Annotated in this window: 17 protein-coding genes; 6 read left to right on the forward strand and 11 right to left on the reverse strand. The window is 70.8% G+C overall.

Annotation, left to right across the window (positions count from 1 at the left end; genetic code table 11):
* Window positions 1-4 precede the first annotated feature (4 nt).
* The 4 genes from ACH4TV_RS08965 to ACH4TV_RS08980 are packed head-to-tail and all read right to left on the reverse strand — an operon-like array spanning window position 5 to window position 7,705.
* Complete coding sequence (locus ACH4TV_RS08965) at window positions 5-4,210, reverse strand: SAV_2336 N-terminal domain-related protein (RefSeq protein WP_398395792.1); 4,206 nt, start codon at window positions 4,208-4,210, stop codon at window positions 5-7.
* Entirely contained in the window at window positions 4,210-5,316 is a 1,107-nt protein-coding gene (locus tag ACH4TV_RS08970; RefSeq protein WP_398395794.1) for an AAA family ATPase, read from the reverse strand. The genes ACH4TV_RS08965 and ACH4TV_RS08970 overlap by 1 nt, the downstream gene beginning before the upstream one ends.
* The gene (locus ACH4TV_RS08975; protein ID WP_398395796.1) at window positions 5,313-7,340 is read right to left on the reverse strand and encodes a trypsin-like peptidase domain-containing protein; all 2,028 of its coding nucleotides are present in this window, start codon (window positions 7,338-7,340) and stop codon (window positions 5,313-5,315) included. Before ACH4TV_RS08975 ends, ACH4TV_RS08970 begins: the two co-directional genes overlap by 4 nt.
* Window positions 7,337-7,705, reverse strand: a complete 369-nt coding sequence (locus tag ACH4TV_RS08980; protein ID WP_398395798.1) for a CU044_2847 family protein — start codon at window positions 7,703-7,705, stop codon at window positions 7,337-7,339. Before ACH4TV_RS08980 ends, ACH4TV_RS08975 begins: the two co-directional genes overlap by 4 nt.
* Window positions 7,706-7,858: 153 nt before the next feature.
* Here ACH4TV_RS08980 and ACH4TV_RS08985 point away from each other — a divergent pair, with 153 nt between their 5' ends.
* From ACH4TV_RS08985 to ACH4TV_RS08995, 3 genes are all read left to right on the forward strand, one after another.
* Window positions 7,859-8,038, forward strand: a complete 180-nt coding sequence (locus ACH4TV_RS08985) for a DUF6104 family protein (RefSeq protein ID WP_003992906.1) — start codon at window positions 7,859-7,861, stop codon at window positions 8,036-8,038.
* Window positions 8,039-8,233: 195 nt separating this feature from the next.
* On the forward strand, window positions 8,234-9,124 hold the full coding sequence (locus tag ACH4TV_RS08990; protein ID WP_398395800.1) for a DUF4097 family beta strand repeat-containing protein: 891 nt from the start codon (window positions 8,234-8,236) through the stop codon (window positions 9,122-9,124).
* A 1-nt stretch (window position 9,125) separates the two neighbouring features.
* Window positions 9,126-10,223, forward strand: coding sequence for a helix-turn-helix transcriptional regulator (locus ACH4TV_RS08995; RefSeq protein WP_398395802.1), 1,098 nt, complete (start codon window positions 9,126-9,128; stop codon window positions 10,221-10,223).
* Between the two features lie 28 nt (window positions 10,224-10,251).
* Here the strand turns inward: ACH4TV_RS08995 and ACH4TV_RS09000 are convergent, their stop codons facing one another.
* From ACH4TV_RS09000 to ACH4TV_RS09015, 4 genes are all read right to left on the reverse strand, one after another.
* Entirely contained in the window at window positions 10,252-10,815 is a 564-nt protein-coding gene (locus ACH4TV_RS09000) for a Clp protease N-terminal domain-containing protein (protein ID WP_398395804.1), read from the reverse strand.
* The gene (locus ACH4TV_RS09005) at window positions 10,815-11,024 is read right to left on the reverse strand and encodes a helix-turn-helix domain-containing protein (RefSeq protein ID WP_398395806.1); all 210 of its coding nucleotides are present in this window, start codon (window positions 11,022-11,024) and stop codon (window positions 10,815-10,817) included. Before ACH4TV_RS09005 ends, ACH4TV_RS09000 begins: the two co-directional genes overlap by 1 nt.
* A gap of 127 nt (window positions 11,025-11,151) precedes the next feature.
* Window positions 11,152-12,117, reverse strand: a complete 966-nt coding sequence (locus ACH4TV_RS09010) for a zinc-binding dehydrogenase (RefSeq protein WP_398395807.1) — start codon at window positions 12,115-12,117, stop codon at window positions 11,152-11,154.
* Window positions 12,118-12,321: 204 nt separating this feature from the next.
* Window positions 12,322-13,569 carry an NADP-dependent malic enzyme gene (locus ACH4TV_RS09015; RefSeq protein ID WP_398395809.1) on the reverse strand — a complete coding sequence of 416 codons (1,248 nt, stop codon included), beginning with the start codon at window positions 13,567-13,569 and terminating at the stop codon, window positions 12,322-12,324.
* 643 nt (window positions 13,570-14,212) lie between these two features.
* Here ACH4TV_RS09015 and ACH4TV_RS09020 point away from each other — a divergent pair.
* From ACH4TV_RS09020 to ACH4TV_RS09030, 3 genes are read left to right on the forward strand one after another with little or no spacing between them, the layout of a single operon-like run.
* Entirely contained in the window at window positions 14,213-15,166 is a 954-nt protein-coding gene (locus tag ACH4TV_RS09020) for an ABC transporter substrate-binding protein (RefSeq protein WP_398395811.1), read from the forward strand.
* Window positions 15,167-15,208: 42 nt separating this feature from the next.
* On the forward strand, window positions 15,209-16,153 hold the full coding sequence (locus tag ACH4TV_RS09025) for an amino acid ABC transporter permease (protein ID WP_398395813.1): 945 nt from the start codon (window positions 15,209-15,211) through the stop codon (window positions 16,151-16,153).
* Between the two features lie 35 nt (window positions 16,154-16,188).
* The gene (locus tag ACH4TV_RS09030) at window positions 16,189-16,941 is read left to right on the forward strand and encodes an amino acid ABC transporter ATP-binding protein (RefSeq protein ID WP_398396557.1); all 753 of its coding nucleotides are present in this window, start codon (window positions 16,189-16,191) and stop codon (window positions 16,939-16,941) included.
* A gap of 66 nt (window positions 16,942-17,007) precedes the next feature.
* Here ACH4TV_RS09030 and ACH4TV_RS09035 read toward each other — a convergent pair whose 3' ends face one another.
* The 3 genes from ACH4TV_RS09035 to ACH4TV_RS09045 form a co-directional block, all read right to left on the reverse strand.
* On the reverse strand, window positions 17,008-17,820 hold the full coding sequence (locus ACH4TV_RS09035; RefSeq protein ID WP_398395815.1) for a hypothetical protein: 813 nt from the start codon (window positions 17,818-17,820) through the stop codon (window positions 17,008-17,010).
* Complete coding sequence (locus ACH4TV_RS09040; protein WP_398395817.1) at window positions 17,817-18,305, reverse strand: SigE family RNA polymerase sigma factor; 489 nt, start codon at window positions 18,303-18,305, stop codon at window positions 17,817-17,819. Before ACH4TV_RS09040 ends, ACH4TV_RS09035 begins: the two co-directional genes overlap by 4 nt.
* A 137-nt stretch (window positions 18,306-18,442) precedes the next feature.
* Window positions 18,443-19,213, reverse strand: a complete 771-nt coding sequence (locus ACH4TV_RS09045) for a class I SAM-dependent methyltransferase (RefSeq protein ID WP_398395819.1) — start codon at window positions 19,211-19,213, stop codon at window positions 18,443-18,445.
* Window positions 19,214-19,302: the final 89 nt, after the last annotated feature.

Below are 19,302 nucleotides of genomic sequence, written 5' to 3' on the forward strand. Positions count from 1 at the left end.
TTCGTCATACCCGGCCGGGTGGGTCGTAGTAGACGCCCAGGTGCCTGACCCAGTCGGTGTTCTTCTCCCGCATCCCGTTGCGGACCCACAACCCCCGTACCCGGGCCAGCAGTTCGCGCACGCTCTCCGACCCGCGCAGCAACTCCCGCTCCACCCGGTTGTAGAACGTGGCGCAGTTCGCGTGATCGGCCTGACGGCTCCACAGGACCAGCGGGTAGCCGAGGGCCCGCGCCTCGTCGAGTACGGCCGTCCCGTCGTCGTCAGCGGCTTCGTGGCGGCACCAGAGGGGTACGGCGTTCAGCGGGGCGTCGTCGAGGGAGGCCGGGAGCCGGAGACCGAGCAGGGGACCGCTCTGTACGGCGTTCCAGCGCTCCACCCGCTCCAGCTCCAGGGCCACCCGGTCGGTGCTCAGGCCGCTGACGAACACATTGGCCTCCGTACGAAGGGCCGCGCCCGGCAGCCAGTTCATCACGTCGAGCTGCCACAGGAGTTCGTCGGGCAACCGGTACTCGACCATCGCCTTCAGCTTGCCGGTGTCGGCCTGCTCCAGGGCGCGCCTCAGTTCGTCGCGCAGGTGCGGAACCGGTCCGTCCAGGCTGACGGGCTTCGACGCCTCGGCCTCGTGCAGCAGACGGTTTCCCTGCGTGGCCCGTAGCCACCAGGTGTGGGCACCGGCGCGCTCGGGTCCGACCTCGACGGTGATGCGGCATCCCCAGGAACCGGGCCAGTCGTCCGCCGTCTCCAGGACCCGCTGGACCTCCTGCCGCTGCTCCTCACCGGCCGCCCGCTGCACCCAGGTGCGCAGCGCGGCGGGCTGCCGGATGCGGCGGTCCGCGAGGTCGGCGAGGATCCGCGCCACGTAGACGACTACGGCGCCGGCGTCTCCGCGCGCGTACAGGTGTGCGGCGCCGTCGCGCCAACTCCGGGGCTCTGTGGTCGGCGAAGACCCGGCGCCCGGCGGGAGCAGGCCCAGCACTGCGCCCGGATTCTGCGGCGGCTCCAACTCGGCGAGCAGTCCGTAGAGTTCGGCCCGGCCGTCGGACGGACCACCCGTGTCCTCCGGCCGCCGCCGCGCATGGTGCAGGTCATGCGTGCGTACGAGGCGGTGCCACAGCTCGGTGCCCTTCTCGCCCTGCGTGCACAGGTCCCGCAGGGCCGCGATCCGGACCGCCCGGCCCCTCCCGCCGTCCTTCGCCGGGGGCTCAAGTACGACGCCGATGACGGAACCGTCCCGGCGGCTGATCACCGGCCCGCCGACGGTCTGTGGACCCGACGGGGCGCTGATGAGCGCCAGTTCGTGGGTGTCCTTCTGTCCTCTGACCCGGGTTGGGGAGGAGTGGACCTCGATTCCCGTGGCGTACTGCGCCGTCACCTTCTGGGGCAGCACGTCCGGCGCGTCCGTGAGCCGCAGGCAGGCGTGGTGACAGGCTGCGCCGGGCGCCTCCAACACGGCCAACTCCCCCACCGCGCGGGCAAACCAGGCGCGATGGCCGCTCCCGTTCGATGCGCGAAAAGTGATCCGGGCACGGTCGTCGTGCGACAGCCCCTCCACCGCACCCACGGAGGTGACGAGCAACTCCGGCGTGAGAAAGAAGCCGCTGCCGAGCGCCTTGCCTCCGGCGTGAAGGCTGACCACGGCACTACCGGGGGCGGCCGTGCCGGTGTCCGGGGACAGCGACACGATGTCCCCGGAGTCGGGCCAGGTGGTGTCCCGGGAGGTGACCAGCACATGTCCGCCTGCCGGAAGGGTGAACTCGGCCTCCGCACCTTCCCAGTCGTCCATGACGATCAGCCACTCGAGGGCTGTCTCTTCCAGCACCCGATACAGATCCCTGAGCCGCTGGTCGACGTCCCCAACCGCCGGCAACCCGAACTCGACCCCCAACTCCGCCAGCCGCTCCCGACGTTGCTGCTCTGTCTTCCGCCTCCCTACCCACCAGATGACGTCGTAGGTAGGGCCGTAGCGGTTCACGTACTCGACGGCGAGATCGGTCTTACCGACCGCATGCGGTCCCACAACAGCGCACACCCTGGGCCAACGACCCTGTTCCAGGCGTCCCCGCACACGCGTCATCACGCTGTCCGGCACGGAGGACGCGCGGGTCGGATCCGGCACCCCGCTCCGGATTCGCAGCGAAGGCCCTGGATAGCGCGGGCCCTGTCCGAAGCCAGGGGCTCCTGTCTGTTCGACACCGAGCCGGGTAAGCAGCCGCCTCGCGGCCACTGCCCCGGTGGTGTCCCACAGGGCGACGTCCGGACCAAGCTCCCGTAGCCACGAGAAGGGCTCCGGCCTGGTCACCGTGACCGGGACCAACCGGTCGCCTTCCAGGTCGAAGACCTCTGCCAATGGACTGGCGAAACTGATTCCGGCGTGCCAGCGGCCGACGAGGAGAAGCACACGCCTGCCACGCTCAGGGTGTCCCGGCGGCCGGTCCCGTGCAAGGTATGACAACTCCGTTGGACTGCCGTGCAGTTGCATCGGTACAGCCGCCTGCCCATGGGACTCCAGCAGGCGGGAAACCCAGTCCGCCCACTCCTCGTCCTCCTCCGCGTACAAGACGTCGAAGGTCTCACGCAGCCGCGATGCTCCCACCCCGAACCGCCGCGCCACCACCCCCGCGACCTCGGCGAACGCCCCCGGAACGAGATCCGCTTCCCCCTCCGCCGAACCGACGGAGTCCCCCCGCATCCGCGCCAGCGCAAGGGCCGGGAAATTACGCGCCCGGCGCCCGAAGTGCCGGTCGACGTACTCGCCGCAGTGCTTCAGCACCAGCATCGCGTCGCCGCGCGGCAGCAACCGCAGCAGCGCCTCCCGCACCCCGGGCCGGAACTCGTACCACCCGTCCTCCGCGCCCCGCTCCAGCAGCCCGCTCAGCAGCACCTCCGCCAGTACGGACGGCCCCGAGCGAGGATGCATCGCCCGTTGGACGAGCTGCATGACCGGCAGGGTGAGCGGTACGGCCGAGACGGACACGGCCAGCCCCACGGCCTGGCGGGACGCCGTACGGCGGAAGGCGCGGACCAGTGACTCCGGGTCCGCGACCGGCCGTTCGGGCCGTGGCGGCGACGCAGGATGGTCGGCGCGCACCCAGGCGGCCGGGGCGGACACGGCCGACCCGGTGTGGCCGGCGAGGAGCCGCGCCCACGCCCCGAGCGCCGTGCGGGTCGGCGACAGGACCGGTACAGGCAGGGCTCCTGTCGGTCGTACGGCACCGTCCGCCGGTGTGAACTCCAGGTGGGCGCCCAGCCCTTCGCGTCGCCGCAGCGTGCCGGGGAGGGCGGGCAGATGCGTGCGCTGCCACATGCGCTGGGGCAGCGGCTGTACGACGGCCACGGGCGCCGCCCGCCCCCAGTGATGGAGGAGCCGCTGCATCGCGCCCGAACGCCACAACGGGCCCGCGCAGTCGCTGAGTACGAGGGTCAGCTGGCGGCCGGTCGGATCGCGCAGCTGCTCCGCCGCCCGCGCCGCCCGGTCGAAGGCACGCGAGGGCGCGGCCACCAGATGCCCGTCCTCGCCCTCGCGGACGTAGTGCGCCGCCACCTCACGGAAGGCGCCGAGCCCGGCACACAGCTGTCGCAACTCCTCAAATGCCGTGTCCCACACACCGGTTGACGTCGAAACGTCCATGAGCAGCCGCAGCCGGGCCTCGCGGCGCGTGGTCGCGCGCAGGACGGGGAGGACGAGGCGGGTCTCCGCCGCCTGTTCCGCCGTGGCCTGTTCGTCGAGGTCCAGGGCGGGGCTGCGGACGGGCGGGCGGTAGTGCTGGAGCGGGCGCAGGGCGCGCTGGAGCGCGAGGGGGTGCGGCAGCGCGGTGGCGGAGGGGACCCGGACCCGTACGAAGTCGCCGTCCGCGTCGCCCTGTTCGCCGTCCGGCGTCCCCTCGGCGCCCGGCCGGTCGGCGTGCAGGCGGGTGCTTTCGGGCTCGGCGGGGCGCGGCCTGAAACCCGGGCGGCGGCCCGGGTGTTCGGTGACGGGCGGCGTACGGCCGGTCGTCGCCGGGGCCGCGGCGGACCCGGGCACCTCGTCCGCCGTCGACAGCCCGCCCGTCGGCTCCTCCTCCGGACGCGGCTCCGCGTGTCCCACGAACCGCGCCAGCCACAGCGCCTCGGCGAGTTCGCGTGCGGACGGCTCGACTCCGCCGAGGGCCCGGAGCCGTTCGGCGAGATCGGCGAGCTGCCCGTCCGAGGGGGACGTGTCCGGCGAGGCCATCAGCGCGGTCCGCCGCCGGGGCCGTGCTCGCCGTGGTCGAGGGGGCGCATCAGCAGCTCGGCGAGCCGCTGCCGGTCCGGCTCACGGTCGCGTACGGCCTCCTGGGTGAGGTAGATGGCGTTGAGCAGCTGGTCGGCGGCGCGCAGGGAACCGGGCGCCGAGTCGAGGAAGGTGCGGATCAACTCACCGTTGCGGACCGCGACTTCAGCACCGTTCTCGCCGAAGTGGGCGGCGACCATCGCGTCGAGCCGGTCCCTGCCCCAGGCGTCGTTGCGGGGCGAGGGGAGGTCGAGGTGCAGACAGCGACGCAACAGCGGGGCGGGGAAGTCGCGTTCGCCGTTGCTCGTCATCACGACGATCGGGAAGGCCTTGCAGCGGACGCGCCCGCCCTTCACCACGGCCCGCTCGTCGTCGTCCGTGAGCACCTCGACGTCCGTCTGCCGCCCCGCGATGCGCTGGAGTTCGGCGATCCTGAACTCGCCCTCCTCCAGGGCGTTCAGCAGGTCGTTGGGGAGGTCGATGTCGCTCTTGTCGAGCTCGTCGACGAGGAGGACGCGCGGACGTTCGTACGGCAGAAGTGCCGTCCCGAGCGGGCCGAGCCGCAGATAGTCGCCGATGTCCTCGGTGGGCGGCGGGAGTTGGACCGGTGGGTGCGCCCCCGTTCGCGCCACGCCGCGCACCTTCGCCATCTGGGTGTCCTGGAGACGGGCGATGGCGTCGTACGTATAGAGGCCGTCGCGCAGGGTCGTACGGCTCACGATGGGCCACTGGAGGACCCGGCCGAGGCCCAGTTCGTGGGCGAGGGCGTGGGCGAGGGTGGATTTCCCGGAGCCGGGGTCGCCGGTCACGAGGAGCGGGCGGCGCAGGTACAACGCCGCGTTGATCAGCTCCAGTTGCTCCGGCCGCCAGGCGATGCCCCGCCCGCTCCGGCCGCCGAGCCGCCGCGTCGACTCGGTGCCGAGCGGCGGGACGACGGTGTCGCCGGGCTCGCCGTCGAAGTCGCGCCAGGGCGGCGGGGCGGGCAACCGGCCGATCCCGTCGTGCGGTTGCCCGGCACCCCGGTAGATGTACCAGTCCGGTTCGGGAGTGTCGGTCGCGGTCGTCAAGGGGACTCCAGCAGGTCGTCGCAGTGCGGGATCGGGCGCCGCGGGTCGTCGTAGAGAAGGGCCAGGTGTTCGGCCCAGTCGGCGTCGGGGTCGGCCTCGCTGACCCGTTCACGCAGGGCGCGCAGCCGTTCCGGCAGGGCGGTGGCGCGGCCCGCCGAGCTGAGCAACTCCGCCGTACGGTCATGCAGTTCGCCGCAGTCGGCGTCGCAGCCGTGCGTGTGCTCGGCCTGGAGGTTCCAGAGGATCACGCCGTATCCGGCGGCGACCGCCTGCGACAGCGGCCCGGTGCTCTCGGCGGGCGGCCGGCACAGCACGGGGACCGCGCCCGGGGGCGCCTCGCCGAGGGCCTGGCCCGCGTAGGCGTCGGAGATCACGGGCAGCGCCTTGGGCTCGCCCTCGGCGACCGCGCGCCACCGCTCACGCCAGACGGACGTGGGCTCTCCGCGCCGCTTCAGACAGCGCACCACGACCTGCCGGTGCACCCCGAAGGGCCGCTCGGCGGGGTGCGGCCGGAGACTGCGGACGACCGGCCCCGGCCGCCACAGATGGGCGTCGACCCCGAAGTGCTCGACGGGCACGGCGAGTTCGAGCCGGGCCCGGCGCCCGCTGTCGAGCCGGCCGAAGGTACGGGCCAGCGGCTCGTTCAGCAGGTACGGCAGGTCGGCGAGCGAGGCGCCCTCGCCGTCGGAGCCCTCGTCCTCGGCCCGCACGGTCTCCGGGCCGCCGGTCCAGGTCCAGATCCGCCAGTGGAAGCGGTCGTGCGGCCTGAACAGGTCGGGCTCCAGCTCGACGGCGACGACGGGCCCGTCCGTGTCGTCCACCGCGTCGATGCCGTCCGCCTGGTCGGTGCAGCGGTTTCTGGGCCAGTCGTCGATCCGCGGGTCGGTCAGCAGGTCGTCCCCCGCTCCGAGGTCCGTGCCGCTGTCCGTGCCGGCGCTGCTCCACGGCGCGGGCGCACCGGCCACCACGCCCATGAGGAGGGCCCGCAGATGGCCGGGCAGTCCCTCGGCGCGCTGCTCGACCCAATGCTCCAGCTCGGCGGCGGCATCCGGCGCCCGTGTCCCGCACACCTGGGCGACGACCCGCAGATAGTGCAGCGCCACGACGTCGGCGCCCTCCGGATGGTCGTACAGCCAGCCGTGTCCGTCCCGCCAGTCGCGCGGGGCGACCTCTTCCTCCCACAGCGGTTCGTCGCCGAGAACGCGCTCGATCAGGGCCTGTAACTCGCCCGGCGAGCGCGGCTCGGGCAGCCCGGCGAGCAGCGCGGAGGCGTCGGCGCTGTCCCGCGGCCCCCAGCTGCGCTCGCCGCCGGTGCCTGCCCCGGCCTGCGCCTTCACCCAGGACGCGGCCCCGGCGGCCTTGCGGTGCCAGGTGTCGTGGGCTCGGATCAGCGCCGCGTAGGGGTCGGTCCCGAGTCCGTTCTCCTCCCCCACGGGCACCGCCCGCCGGAAGCCGCGCAGCGCGGTGGCGGCGACGGCCAGCCCGCCGTCCCGCTGCGCGCGGCGCGCCTTGACGACCCCGGCGACCAGGCCGCGTTCACGGTCGAGCAGCGGCCCGCCGGAGGCGCCGTGCGGGATCTCGACCAGGGGCGCGAGCGTCAGTCCGTAGCCGCCGTCCTTGCCGTTGCACTCGGTCTGTCCGCTCCAGCGCTGGGGAGCGCCGCCCGCGGGGGTGCGCCAGCCGTACGCGGCGACGGAGAGGGGAGGGTCGTAGCGGTCGGTGAGCCGCACGCACGCGTGGACGGCGTTTTCCGTCAACCGGATGAGCAGGAGATCCTGTTCGGGGTCCGTGCCGCCGCCGAGCCAGTAGGCCGGCCGGGCCCGTACGTCGAGCCCGTCGTAGCCCTGGACCCGTAAGGAGCCCACGCCCTCCGGGCCGTCCTTCGGGGGCAGGATGTGCCGGCAGGTCAGTACCCATCCGGGTGCGACGAAGAAGCCGCTGCCCCACAGGGTGCCCGGTTCGTCGTCGGGCCCGATCCGTACGGTGGCTCGCACCACCAGGGCGTCGAGCTTGGCCGCGGTCATGTGGGGTCGCTGTCCCCCCGCCAGGTGAGGGTGATGGACAGCGCCGCCTTGGCCTCCCCGTCGGCGAGCAGGGCGACGGCCTTGCCCGGCTTGACGGCCAGTTCGACCCCGAAGGTGGCGCTGACCTCGTCGGGCCGCACCGCCCGCGCCGCTTCGAGGACGGCACTGCCGACGCCCCGCACCAGCTCGTTCAGCTGGTCGATACGCGCCGCCATGTGGTCGAGGGCGCCGACGTCGTCGTACGAGAACTCGTCCGCGGCGCCCGGCAGTTGCCCCGGCCATTCCCCCGGGTCGAGCACGCTGACCCGCGCGAGCACGGTCGCGCCCCCGGGCAGTTCGATCTCCTGGATTCTGCGATGTTCCACGGCGCCCCCGAACCTGGTGACTACAGGTGATGCCATTGTGCCTGGGCGAGCACGCGCGCGTGGGGAGGATCAGTGAGGTTCCGGCAGGCAGGGCCCCGGATACGTGCGCATAACCTGGAGGGACAACGACAACCGTCCCCCAGGAGAACACCCGTGTACTTCACCGACCGAGGCATCGAAGAGCTGGAGAAGCGGCGCGGCGAGGAGGAGGTCACCTTCGAGTGGCTCGCCGAGCAGCTGCGGACCTTCGTCGACCTCAATCCCGACTTCGAGGTACCGGTGGAGCGCCTGGCGACCTGGCTGGCACGGCTGGACGACGAGGACGACGAGTAGTCGGCAGGGCGAGCAGCCCGGACCGGTTCGTCCACTTCGAGCGGTTGATGATCCCCGGAACGGGTGTCTTGACTTTCCGTGACCGCGATATATCGTGATTAACGGAGACGCGATATGGCGCGTCGCGTCCTGTCCTGTGCCTTCCTGTCCCGCTCCCGTTCCGCTCCTGTTTCGTTCGCCAAGGGGGTCCGCACCATGTCCAGCACGTCGTCCACCGCGTCCGAGTGGTTCGTCAAAGAACCCGGCAAGCTCACCTTCGACGAGCCCGTCACGCGTCTGCACGTACGCATCGTCGACGGCACGGTGAACGTGGTGGGGACCGACGACGGTTCCGCCCGCCTGGAGGTCTCCGAGATCGAGGGCCCACCCCTGGTGGTGACCCAGGAGGACGGCGTCCTGACGGTGGCGTACGAGGACCTTCCCTGGAAGGGCTTCCTCAAGTGGCTGGACCGCAAGGGCTGGCGCCGCAACGTGGTGGTGTCCCTGGCCGTCCCGGCCGACACGCGCGTCGAGGTGGGCGTGGTCGGCGCGGGCGCCGTGGTCTCGGGGGTCGACGGGCCGACGGTGGTCAAGGGCGTCACCGGCGACACGACACTCGTCGGGCTCGCCGGCCCGGTCCGCGCCGACACGGTCTCGGGCAGCCTGGAGGCCCAGGCGGTCACGGGCGACCTGCGCTTCAACTCCGTCTCCGGCGATCTCACCGTCGTCGAGGGCTCCGGCCCCTCCGTGCGCGCGGAGTCGGTGAGCGGCTCCATGATCGTCGACCTCGACCCGGAGGGCCCGACGGACGTGCGGCTGACGAACGTCTCGGGGGAGATCGCCATCCGGCTCCCTCATCCGGCGGACGCCGAGGTGGAGGCGAACACCGCGAGCGGCACGATCTCGAACGCCTTCGACGGCCTCCGCGTCCACGGCCAGTGGGGCGCCCACCGCGTCACGGGCCGCCTGGGCGCGGGCACGGGCAAGCTGCGGGCGACGACGGTTTCCGGCTCGATCGCCCTGCTCCGCCGCCCCCAGCGGGAGGACGAGCCGGCCGACTCCACCGCCTCCACCGGCTCCGGCCCGACGAACAAGAAGGTGCTCTGACATGGCTCCCGTCTTCGCCCACGGCCGCCTTCGCCTCTACCTGCTGAGGCTGCTGGACGAGGCCCCCCGCCACGGCTACGAGGTGATCCGCCTCCTGGAGGAACGCTTCCAGGGGCTGTACGCGCCGTCGGCGGGCACCGTGTACCCCCGCCTCGCCAAACTCGAGACCGAGGGCCTGGTCACCCACACCACCGAGGGCGGCCGCAAGGTGTACGCCATCACGGACGCGGGCCGCGCCGAACTGGCCGACCGCAGCGGTGAACTGGCCGACCTGGAACTGGAGATCCGCGAGTCGGTCGCCGAACTCGCCGCCGAGATCCGGGCCGACGTCCGGGGCGCGGCGGGCGACCTGCGCCGGGAGGTGCGCGCGGCGGCGAGCGAGGCCCGCAGAGGCCCCGGAGCCCCGCAGAACGGCGCTTCCGGGGACCCCGGGGACTTCACGGACATCGGCAACTCGGAAGCATGGCGCGCCGCGAAGGAGGAGATGCGGCGCGTCAAGCAGGAGTGGAAGGAGCAGGCGCGGCGCGCGAAGGACGAGAGCCGCCGGGCCCGCGAGGAGGCCCAGCGGGCCAGGCGCCAGGCCAAGGACGCCCAGGACCACGCCCGCGCCCAGGCCCAGGAGGAGGTGCAGCGCATCGCCAAGCGCGTCCAGGAACAGGTCCAGGACCACTTCACGAGGGGCGACTGGCCGACGGGGGTCCGGGAGGGTCTGACCGAACTGGCCAAGGAGTTCGGCGAGTTCGGAAAGGACTTCGGCAAGGACATCGGCAGGGGCCTGGGCAAGGACTTCGGCTTCACCCGCCCCGGCACCACCACGCCCCCCACCACACCCACACCCACGTCGACGGAACCGGAGTACCCGGAGTACGCGGACACTCCCCCGGACTTCCCGGCCGGCTACGAACCGACCTGGGCCCACGAGGACTCCACCGGCAACCCGGCCCGCGACCTGGACCGCCTCCTCGACCGCTTCCGCGACGACATCCGCGACACGGCCCGCGACCACGGCGTCACGGAGCCCCAACTCCACGAAATCCGCCGCCACTTGTCAGCGGTGGCGGCACAGGTGGGGGCGGCGCTGCGGACACCCGGCAAGTGAACCGGCCGCTACTGCCCCGGGGCGAGGGTCAGCCGGCCTTCGCCTCACCCCCGCCGTACAGGACGCGGCTCAGGCCCTCGTACGTGACTCCCTGATCGGCGAGGACCTCGGACGGTACGCCGGGGCGGGCGGCGAGGGCGAGGAGGATGTGCTCGTCGCCGATACGGCGGTCACCGTGGGCCATCGCGATGCGCAGGCAGCCCTCCAGCACCTTCTTGGGCTCCCGACCAAAGATGGGACGCCCCGACCGCCACCCCCTGTGCCTGCGGTCGCCGGACATCGCGCCGACACCGTGCACCTCCTCGACCCGGGAGACGAGGTCGGACACGTCGATACCGAGCCCGGCGAGGGCGTCGGCCTCGGCCTGGGACAGCCCGGCGCGGCGCCGGGCGTCGCCCAGGGCGGCCCGCACCGACTCCTTGCGGTCGGCGAGGCCGAGCGAGGCCAGCGCGAAGGAGGCCCGGCTCGCCTCCCGGTCGAGCAGCGCGAGCAGCAGGTGCTCGGCGTCGACGGACCGGCTGCCGGCGTGCTCGGCGTGCTCGGCGGCGCCCTTGACCACGGCGCGCGCATCGCTCGTGAACCGTTCGAACATCACTGCCTCCCGTATTTCTTGTGCACGGCCTGCCTGGTGACACCGAGTTCCGCGGCGATCTCCTGCCACGACCAGCCCTGATTGCGCGCACCGCGCACCTGCACGGCCTCCAACTGCTCGACCAGCTTCCGCAGTGCGGAGACGGCCCGCAGTCCGATCCGCGGGTCGCGGTCGCCCGCGCGCTCGGCGAGATCTGTTGCTTCGGTCATGATGTCAACGTAGGTTGACATCACTTCTCTTGTCAACCCCAGTTGACGCCGGAGGGTGCCCCGAACGCGCGAACGGCGGGCCCGGAAACCGGACCCGCCGCAGACACGAACATGTACGCCACAGGCGTCAGGACATGGTGAGGACGATCTTGCCGAACTGGTCGCCGGATTCCAGGCGTTCGAAGCCCTCACGGGCCCGGTCCAGCGGGAGCACCTCGTCGATCACGGGGCGTACGCCGGTGGCGGCGCAGAACGACAGCAGGTCCTCCAGCTCGTCCTTCGTGCCCATCGTCGAGCCGACGACTTTGAGTTCGAGGAAGAAGATGCGGGTCAGTTCGGCGTGCGAGGGGCGGTCTCCGCTGGTGGCGCCCGAGATGACGAGCGTGCCGCCGGGCCGCAGTGACTTGACCGAGTGCGACCATGTGGCCGCCCCGACGGTCTCGATGACGGCGTCCACGCGCTGCGGCAGCCGCGCCCCCGACTCCACCGCCTCCACGGCGCCCAGCTCCAGCGCCCGCTTCCGCTTGGCCTCGTCCCGGCTGGTGGCGAACACCCGCAGGCCCGCCGCCTTGCCGAGCACGATCGCGGCGGTCGCGACACCACCGCCGGCGCCCTGCACGAGCACCGAGTCGCCGGGGCGTACGCCCGCGTTGGTGAAGAGCATGCGGTACGCCGTCAGCCAGGCCGTGGGCAGACAGGCGGCCTCCGCGAAGGAGAGCTCCTTGGGCTTGGGCAGGATGTTCCACACCGGTACGGCGACCTGCTCGGCGAAGGTGCCCTGATAGCGCTCGGTGAGGATGGAACGGGGTTCCTTGGGGCCGACGCCGTGCCCCGTCTGGCCGATGACGGAGTGCAGGACGACCTCGTTACCGTCCGCGTCGACACCGGCGGCGTCACAGCCGAGGATCATCGGCAGCCGGTCCTCGGGGAGCCCGACCCCGCGCAAGGACCACAGGTCGTGGTGGTTGAGGGAAGCGGCCCTGACATCGACCGTCGCCCAGCCCGGGCGGGCCTCGGGGCCGGGGCGATCACCCAACTCCAGCCCGTCGAGCGGATGGTCGGGATCGATACGAGCGGCGTAGGCAGCGAACATGCCCTCGACGATAGGGTCCCCGCCGGTACCGGGGGAACGGTACGACGCTGTGACACGCGCCCTTCTCAAACGCCGGAGGGGCTGATTTTCAGCCCCTCCGGCGTTTGAGGACAAGGCCCGTTCAGGGCCGTAGCGGGGGTCTGGGGGCGCAGCCCCCAGGGATGGGACGGGTAGGGGCGGCGGGGGCGAGGAAACAACAAACCCTCAGCGCCGCGCGACACCCTCCGCACGGGCCGCCGCCGCGACCGCCGCGGTCACCGCCGGAGCGACCCGCGCGTCGAACGGCGACGGAATCACGTAGTCGGCGGCCAGATCCTCACCGACGACAGCCGCGAGCGCGTCCGCCGCCGCGATCTTCATGCCCTCCGTGATCCGGGACGCCCGCACCTGGAGCGCCCCCGCGAAGATCCCCGGGAACGCCAGCACGTTGTTGATCTGGTTCGGGAAGTCCGAGCGCCCCGTCGCCACGACCGCCGCGTACTTGTGCGCCACGTCGGGGTGCACCTCGGGGTCCGGGTTGGCCATGGCGAACACGAACGCGCCCTTGGCCATCGAAGCCACCGCCGCCTCCGGGACCGTACCGCCGGAGACCCCGATGAAGACGTCGGCGCCGGACAGCGCCGCCTCCAGCGACCCCGTCAGCCCCGCCTTGTTCGTCAGCTCGGCCAGCTCGCGCTTGACCGGCGTGAGGTCGTCCCGGTCCGCCGAGACGATGCCCTTGCGGTCGGCGACGGCGACATCGCCGAGCCCCGCCTCCAACAAGAACTTGGCGATGGCGACACCCGCCGCACCCGCTCCCGAGATCACACCGCGCAGATCCCCGAGCTCGCGCCCGGTCAGCCGCGCGGCGTTGCGCAGGGCCGCCAGCGTCACGACCGCCGTGCCGTGCTGGTCGTCGTGGAAGACGGGGATGTCCAGCCGCTCCTGGAGCTGTCGCTCGATCTCGAAGCACCGCGGCGCCGAGATGTCCTCCAGGTTGATCCCACCGAAGGACGGCGCCAGCCGGACGACCGTCTCGACGATCTCGTCCACACCCGTGCAGGCCAGCGCGATCGGCACCGCGTCCACGCCGCCGAACTGCTTGAACAGGATCGCCTTGCCCTCCATCACCGGAAGGGAGGCCTCGGGGCCGATGTCCCCGAGTCCGAGCACCGCCGTACCGTCCGTCACGACCGCCACGACGGACGACTTCCACGTGTAGTCGTTGACGAGTTCGGGCTGCTCGGCGATGGCGGTGCACACCCGGGCCACTCCGGGTGTGTACGCGAGGGACAGGTCGTCCTTGTCGCGGATGGGCACGGTGGCCTGCACGGCCATCTTGCCGCCCCGGTGCAGGGCGAACGCCGGATCGAAGGAGTCGAGGGAGTCGAGAGAACCGAGGGACTCCACCCCTTCACCCTGTCCGGCATCGCCGTCGGTGTCGCTGCGAGGATTGACGATCTCCGCTGCCACTTTGTTGTACCCCTTAAGTCTTCAAGGTTGGAGGGTGACCACTCCTGGTGAGGGGTGGGCGGGCACCGCGCAAGGCCCCGGTGAGTGATGCGCACGGGCACGAGCGCGACGGGCGCGCCGCACACGCGCCCTGAGCCCCGGATGAGGGGTGTAAAGAACCTTCTTACCGGACGGAGGACACCGACGACGACCCCATGGCGCGAAGGTCACACGGCGCTGACACGACTCATCGGCAGACATACCCGCATAGCCGGACATGATCCAACGAGCCGGAGGACGGACTCCTCGTACGGCCGTACGTGGTCGTCATCCATCCGCAATCCGTCCCCACGTGCGGATGCAACAGCCTCTCACCTGGCGAGATACGCCGGAGATCTTCCTGCTTGAACGAATGATTCCCGCAGAAAGTCCGGGAAGTCCGGCTCTGATGCACCGGCCTGACGCTGTCCGGGGGTCACCCGTTATCCGATTTTGACATAGCCGGTCGCATGAATGCCCAAGTCCGAATGGCAAGATGCCCTAATCACACAAGGTCTCGACACTCAAAGACGTGTGCACCCGTAGACCCGCCGGCACTGTCCGCCCCACCTGGGTGGGCGCCGGCCCCCAATGGCACACCATCCATTCGCCGGAGGATTTCATCATGACCGCAAGCTCCACCCTTCGTACGACCGCCGCGCAGAACCGGCTAGCCGCGGTCGGTGCGATCGCGGTCGCGGGCGCACTGCTGCTCACCGGATGCGGTGACCAGACCAAGGACAAGGACAACGGCTCGGCCAGCGCCTCGACGAGCACGGCCCCGCTGGCCGACAAGCTCCCCAAGGAGATCCGGGACAAGGGCGTCATCACGGTCGGCTCGGACATCACGTACGCGCCGATCGAGTTCAAGGACGACTCCGGCAAGACGGTCGGCGTCGACCCGGACCTGGCGGACGCCATGGGCAAGCAGCTCGGGGTGAAGTTCGACTTCCAGAACGGCACCTTCGACACCCTGGTCACGGGTCTGCGCGCCAAGCGGTACGACATCGCCATGTCCGCGATGACCGACACCAAGGACCGCCAGGAGGGCACCGAGAACGGCAAGAAGGTCGGCGAGGGCGTCGACTTCGTCGACTACTTCACCGCCGGTGTCTCGATCTACACCAAGAAGGGCAACGACCAGGGCATCAAGAGCTGGTCCGACCTCTGCGGCAAGAAGATCGCGGTGCAGCGCGCCACGGTCTCCGAGGACCTCGCCAAGGCCGAGTCGGCGAAGTGCACGGGCGGCAAGAAGATCGCCATCGAGCCGTACGACAACGACCAGCAGGCCCAGACCCGGGTGCGCGCGGGCGGCGCGGACGCCGGCTCCTCCGACTTCCCGGTCACGGCGTACGCGGTGAAGACCTCGGGCGGCGGCAACGACTTCGAGGTCGTCGGGGAGCAGGTCGAGGCGGCTCCGTACGGCATCGCGGTCGCCAAGGCGAACACGCAGCTGCGGGACGCCCTGGTGGCCGCGCTCGACGCGATCATCAAGAACGGCGAGTACGGCAAGATCGTCGCCAAGTGGGGCGTCGAGGCCGGCGCCGTGACCTCGGCGACCGTCAACGGCGGAAAGTGACCCAAGGCTCACGGAAGCTACGGGCACTGAAAGGCAACACCCGTGACTGTTGACATCGACAAGACGACAGGACCGGCGGACACTCCCCCGGCCGGACCGGAGGCCATCAAGGCCATCCCGGTCCGGCACTACGGGCGGTACGTCTCGGCCGTCGTCGCGATCGCGCTCTTCGTCGCGATCGTCTCCGCGTTCGCCCAGGGCAACATCAACTGGGGCGCCGTACCGGACTACTTCTTCGACGACCGGATCATGACGGGCGTCGGCAAGACCCTGCTCCTGACGGTCCTCTCGATGCTGATCGGCATCTTCGGCGGCATCCTGCTCGCCGTCATGCGGCTGTCGAAGAACCCGGTGGTCTCGACCATCGCCTGGTTCTACATCTGGTTCTTCCGCGGCACCCCGGTCCTGGTCCAGCTCGTGGTCTGGTTCAACCTGGGCCTGGTCTTCACGTACATCAACCTCGGTCCGATCTACAAGGACTACTGGTCCAGCTTCATGACGCCGCTGCTGACGGCGCTGCTGGGCCTGGGCCTGAACGAGGCCGCCTACATGGCGGAGATCTGCCGCGCCGGCCTCCTGTCGGTCGACGAGGGCCAGACCGAGGCCTCGCACGCCCTGGGCATGAGCCACACCAAGACCCTGCGCCGGATCGTCATCCCGCAGGCGATGCGCGTGATCGTGCCCCCCACGGGCAACGAGGTCATCAACATGCTGAAGACGACCTCACTGGTGTCGGTGGTCCAGTTCGCCGAACTGTTCCGCTACGCCCAGGACATCGGGCAGACGTCCGGCGCCCCGGTGGAGATGTACTTCCTCGCCGCGGCCTGGTATCTGATCCTCACCTCGGTCCTCAGCGTCGGCCAGTACTACGTCGAGCGGTACTACGCGCGCGGTTCCAGCCGTTCGCTCCCGGCCACGCCGTTCCAGAAGATCAAGGCGAACATGCTGTCACTGTCCAACCGCTCGGGGGGAGGGGCCAACGCATGACCCCCAATGTGACCAAGGCGGACTCCGGTACGCCGATGGTGAAGGCCGAGGGCGTCCACAAGTCCTTCGGCCACGTCGAGGTCCTCAAGGGCATCGACCTCGAAGTGAAGCCCCGCGAGGTCTTCTGCCTCATCGGCCCCTCCGGCTCGGGCAAGTCGACGTTCCTCAGGTGCATCAACCACCTGGAGAAGGTCAACGCGGGACGTCTCTACGTCGACGGGGAGCTGGTCGGCTACCGCCAGAAGGGCGACAAGCTGTACGAGCTGAAGGACAGCGAGGTCGCGCTCAAGCGCCGGGACATCGGCATGGTCTTCCAGCGCTTCAACCTGTTCCCGCACATGACGGCGCTGGACAACATCATGGAGGCCCCGGTCCAGGTCAAGGGCGCCGGCAAGGCGCAGGCCCGGGAGCGTGCGGGCCAGCTCCTGGAGCGCGTGGGCCTGGCCGACAAGGCCGGCAGCTACCCCTCGCAGCTCTCCGGCGGCCAGCAGCAGCGCGTCGCGATCGCCCGGGCCCTGGCCATGGATCCGAAGCTGATGCTGTTCGACGAGCCGACCTCGGCCCTGGACCCGGAGCTGGTCGGTGACGTCCTCGACGTCATGCGCGACCTGGCCGAGTCCGGCATGACGATGATCGTCGTCACCCACGAGATGGGCTTCGCCCGCGAGGTGGGCGACAGCCTCGTCTTCATGGACGGCGGCGTGGTCGTCGAGTCCGGCAACCCACGCGACGTCCTGACGAACCCGCAGCACGAACGGACCCAGTCGTTCCTGTCCAAGGTGCTCTGACGACGGCTGGCACACGGAAACGGAAGGGGCGGTACGGGATCCCCGTACCGCCCCTTCCGCGTTGTCCTAACTGCTCCTCGTCTTCAACAGCTCGGGCGTGAGCGCCAGTTCACGCAGTTGGCTCTTGGTCAGCGGCGTCGTTTTGAGCAGTGGCCCCAGTGAGTACCTGCCCGTGAAGCCGGTGGTGTCGTGGACCTCGAGCGTGCCGCCGGCCTTCAGGTAGAGCGTGGCGACGAGATACTCGCCCCAGGTGCGCTTCTTGTCCAGGAAGACGCTGCTGTGATCCCAGCCCTTCCGGAATTCGAGGACGTTGCCGTTCGGCAGCCTCTCGAAGGTGCATTCCTGTCCGTCCTCCTTGCCCGGAATCGAACAGGGATTCCTCCAGCCCGCGGTCGGACCGCTGCTGTAACTATTGATGACCCGGAGGTACCCGACACCGCCGTCCTTGGTGACCGTGTAGGAGCCGTAGTACTTGCCGAAAGGTCCGGCCTCCGCATGCTCCCCCTGCCGGAACAGGACGTAGTCCATGTCCACTTCACGGATCGCACCGACACCGGCGGGCAACAGCTTCGCGAACTCGGACGCCAGGGCGGTGGCCTCGCCGGGAGGCTTGATCGTCGCCGGGCTCGCGGCGCTGCCACCGCCCTCGTCGTACATCAGCCACCCGGGCCCGGCGATCACACCCGCCGTGACCGCGGCCGCCGCGAGGATCGTCATCCCGCCCCGGCGCCGCCACCGCAGCCGCGCGGCCCGCGCGAACACCGCCTCCGTACTGCCCGAACCGCCTCCCGTCGGCGCGGAGACCCCGCCCACGGCCCGCCCGAGGAGCTCGCGCCCCTCCAGCCACGTCTCGACCTCGTCGATCTCTTCGACGCTCATACGTGTTCCTCCTGCACCGCGGCCCGCATCGCCGCGATTCCCCTGGCCGTGTGGCTCTTCACCGTGCTCACCCGCATGCCGAGCAGGTCCGCGGTGTCGTTGACGCTGAGGTCCTCCCAGTAGCGCAGCACCAGCACCGCCCGCTGTTTGGGCGCGAGTCGCGCGAGAGCGGCCCGCACCATCACCCCCGTGTCGCTGTCCACCGACACCCCGGCCGCGTCCGGCACCTCGCCGTACGCGTGCTCGCGCCGCCAGAAGCGCCGGCGCCCCGCGATGAAGGTGTTGATCAGCGTCTGGCGCGCATAGGCCTCGAGGTTGTCCAGCCGCCCGTATCTGCGCGCCCCGAGGACGACCTTCACCAGCGTCGTCTGGACGAGGTCCTCGGCCTCGTCACGGTTGCCGCAGAGCAGATAGGCGCTCCGGAACAGCGCCGTGCGTCTGCCCTCCACGAAGGCGTGCAGAGTCGCGTCCGCGCCCCGCATCATCCTTCCCCCTCTCCCGGTCCACTGTTCGAGGACCGTCTCACCCTCTCCAGTGCGGTGGGGACACGAACAGGACGCAGCACACACGAAAAAGGGCGGTACGGATTTCCCGTACCGCCTGAACCACCTGCTCCGCCGGGCTACTTGAGCGCGAGCAGCAGCGTGTCCGAGGGTGAGCACCACACCGGGCGTGCCTCCGCGAACCCCTTCTCGCGCAGGACGCGCGCGTGCCACTCGGCGGAGGGCATGTCGCCCTCGGCGTGCTCGCCGTAGATCTCGAAGCGGCGGGCCGTCGGCCCGGCGAGGACGGGGTCCTGGGCGGCGAGCTGCCACCAGTCCGCCCAGTCGACGACACCGTCCTGTTTGGCCTGATCCATACGTGCGTGGCGCAGTGCGCGCTCCGCCGCGTTGATCCGGGGCGTGCTGTCGTCGATCATGTGGTCCGCATTCATGAACAGACCGCCGTCGCGGACGACCTCCGCGATCCGGCCGTAGAGGTCCGCGAGGGGTTCGCTGTGCAGCCAGTGCAGGGCGGTGGCGGTCAGAACGGCGTCGTACGAGTCGTACGGCAGCCCGCTCGCCCACTCCGGGTCCTTGAGGTCGGCCGTGACGAAGGTGACGCGGTCGTCGCCCGCGAAGGTGCCCTCGGCGATGGCGAGGAGCGCCGGGTCGAGGTCGACGCCGGTGCTGGTGGCCTGCGGGAACCGGTCGAACAGCCGGGACGTGATACTTCCTGTGCCGCACGCGAGGTCGAGCACGCGCGGGGCGGGGCCGACCAGGGCCTCGACCATGTCGAGCATGATCCGGAAGCGTTCCTCGCGGTCCGGCATATACCACTCCTGCTGCCGGTCCCAGCTCGTTTGCCAGGCATTCCAGTCGGTTCCGGCGTTCGTACTGGTAGTGGTGGTCATTGAAGCCCCTTCCCACGTATGCGTAATACCCTGGAAGCAATATCAGCTGTTACGTCCTCGCATCCACGACCATAGAACGCCCCCGTAAG

Source organism: Streptomyces sp. NPDC020898, from assembly GCF_044333925.1.
GTDB lineage: Bacteria > Actinomycetota > Actinomycetes > Streptomycetales > Streptomycetaceae > Streptomyces.